This window comes from Mesorhizobium sp. M7A.F.Ca.CA.004.06.1.1 (assembly GCF_003999135.1).
Taxonomy (GTDB): Bacteria; Pseudomonadota; Alphaproteobacteria; order Rhizobiales; family Rhizobiaceae; genus Mesorhizobium.
Genome location: NZ_RZPQ01000880.1, coordinates 1 through 2,209 on the forward strand (window position 1 = coordinate 1; position 2,209 = coordinate 2,209).

At 62.7% G+C, this 2,209-nt stretch carries 4 protein-coding genes; all 4 read right to left on the minus strand.

Annotation, left to right across the window (positions count from 1 at the left end; genetic code table 11):
• On the minus strand, positions 1 to 211 hold a 211-nt coding region (locus EN906_RS31595), incomplete at its 3' end, for an FAD-dependent oxidoreductase (RefSeq protein ID WP_127375659.1).
• Positions 212 to 251: 40 nt separating this feature from the next.
• Complete coding sequence (locus EN906_RS31600; RefSeq protein ID WP_127266814.1) at positions 252 to 1,238, minus strand: Gfo/Idh/MocA family oxidoreductase; 987 nt, start codon at positions 1,236 to 1,238, stop codon at positions 252 to 254.
• A 69-nt stretch (positions 1,239 to 1,307) separates the two neighbouring features.
• Positions 1,308 to 1,883 carry a YceI family protein gene (locus EN906_RS31605; RefSeq protein ID WP_127266813.1) on the minus strand — a complete coding sequence of 192 codons (576 nt, stop codon included), beginning with the start codon at positions 1,881 to 1,883 and terminating at the stop codon, positions 1,308 to 1,310.
• 68 nt (positions 1,884 to 1,951) lie between these two features.
• Positions 1,952 to 2,209: cytochrome b/b6 domain-containing protein (locus tag EN906_RS31610; protein ID WP_206529216.1), on the minus strand; the 258-nt coding region annotated here is incomplete at its 5' end.

Genomic DNA, 2,209 nt, shown 5'->3' on the forward strand with positions numbered 1-2,209 from the left:
GGTCATGCGAATCGCGGATGCGCATGCGCCGCTGCTCGGGCGAATTGACGAGGAAAAGGCCGCCGAACGACCAGAACGCCTGACCGCCCAGCGACTGCTCCGGCTCCTGGTCGACAATGATGATTTTCTTGCCGGCCTCGGCAAGCTCGGCGGCGGCAACCAGCCCTGCAAGACCGGCGCCGACAATGATCACGTCCGCATCGTCAGCCATCTTTCCTCCCAGAATTAGCCGGCTACTTCAATGCAAGGGGTCAGACTGTCTCCCAGCCTTCTTTGCCGCCGGCGCGGAAGATGGCATCGATGACTTTCTGGTTGAGCACGGATTCCTCCAGCGTGAAGACGCGCTCCTTGCCGCCCTGTGCCGCACGCGCGAAGGTCTCGACCTCCAGCCGGTATTGCTGCGTGCCGGGAAAGCGGAACACTTGCGTCTCGGTGTGGTTCTGGTTGTGCAGTTCGACGCGGTGGTGGTCGTAGAGCCCGGCATTGAAGGGCGAGAACAGCTCGATGAAACCCTTCTCGCCGTGGAACACCATCACCTGGCGCGCCGCCATCTGCGTCGACAGATAGAACGACAGCTCGAAGTCGCCGAAATCGGCGCGGATCGAGGAGTAGATGTCGGTGCCGAATGTCTTGTCGCGCTCGATCGTCGCCTGCACGCGCAGCGGCTCCTTGCCGGTCGAAAAGCGCGTCGACACGGTCGGGTAGACGCCGATGTCGGGCAGCGCACCACCGCCGAGATCGAGCTGGTTGCGCATGTTGCTGGGGTCGACATTGTAGTAGGAGAAGGCACCCTGCACATGGCGCAGCCGGCCGATGGCGCCGCTGGCGATGAGGTCGCGTACCTTGATCCATTGCGGGTGGTAGATGACCATGAAGGCCTCGCAGACCAGCACCTTTTTCTGGTCGCGCAGCTTGATCAGCGGCAGGATGTCCTTGGCGTCGAGCGCCAGCGGCTTTTCGACCAGCACGTGCTTGCCGGCTTCGATGGCCTTGGCCGCCCATTCGACATGCTGCGAGGTCGGCAACGGGATGTAGACGCCATCGACCTCGTCGGAGGCAAGCAGTTCCTCATAGGAGCCGAAGGTATGGCGCGCGCCGAAGCGCTCGGCCAGCGCCTTGGCCTTCGACAGGTCACGGCTGGCGATCGCCGACAGCACGCCGTTCTCCGCCTCGACCATCGCCGGCAACAAATGCTCGCGGCCGATCTTGGCCGTCGACAACACACCCCATCGGAACATCAGGCTTCTCCATCACAATTACAGGCAACGAGGTTTGCCCGAAATCGCCGGAAAAGCCAATGACGAGGGTCAGCCCCTTTTGCCGGTCAGCGTCATGTCGAAGTCGACGATGTTGGAATAGATTGGCGTGCCGACATCCATGCCGTAGCGCGACCTCAGCACCTTGCCGGTGACATGGAATTTGATCGTCCCGGCCTTGAGACCGCCAAGCTCGGCCATGAACTTTTCCGGAAACGTCTTGCCGCGCGCCGTCAGCCGGCCGCTGACGAGGGCCGTGGTGTCGCTGGTTCGGGTCACGCTGGTAGAGCGGAACTGGATCTCCGGGTTGTTGGCGGCATCGAACACCGCGTCGGAGCGCAGGAAGGCATCGATACGGCTCTGGCCGGTGCCAACGCTTTCGGGAAAGATGGTGAAATTGACCTGCGAGTGCCCGACATCGCTGTTGTCGATGCGGATCGAGCCCTTGAAGCGGGCGAAGGCGCCATTCAGGCCGCCGCCGCCGACCTTGCCGATGGAGAAGCGGATGCTGGAGTTGGCCGGGCTGATCGAATAGCTGCCGGCGGCGTCACCAAGCGCGACGGCCGCTGAAACAGGCATGGCGAGGCAAGCGGCGACCGCCGCAAATCCGAGGATGCGCGTGTACATGGGGATGTTCCTTGTTGGAGGCAGCGCATTCCTGCGCCCTCACTCCATGAACGAATGAACCGCTCGCTCTATTCCGGATCTGACGAAGGCGTGATCATGCGCATGAGCACGCCATCCCTGAGCTGGAAATGATGCCGCAGTGCCGCCGCAACGTGGAGAGCCACAAGCGCCATGCCGGCATAGGCAAGATACCAATGCGCCGCCGCCCAGAAGCTTTCGGCACCATCCGATTCGGCCAGCGGCAGGTTCGGCATGACGAACAGGTTGAACGGCAGGCTGGGTATCTCCAGCATCGAGACCGACACGAGCGCCCACCCGGACAAGGG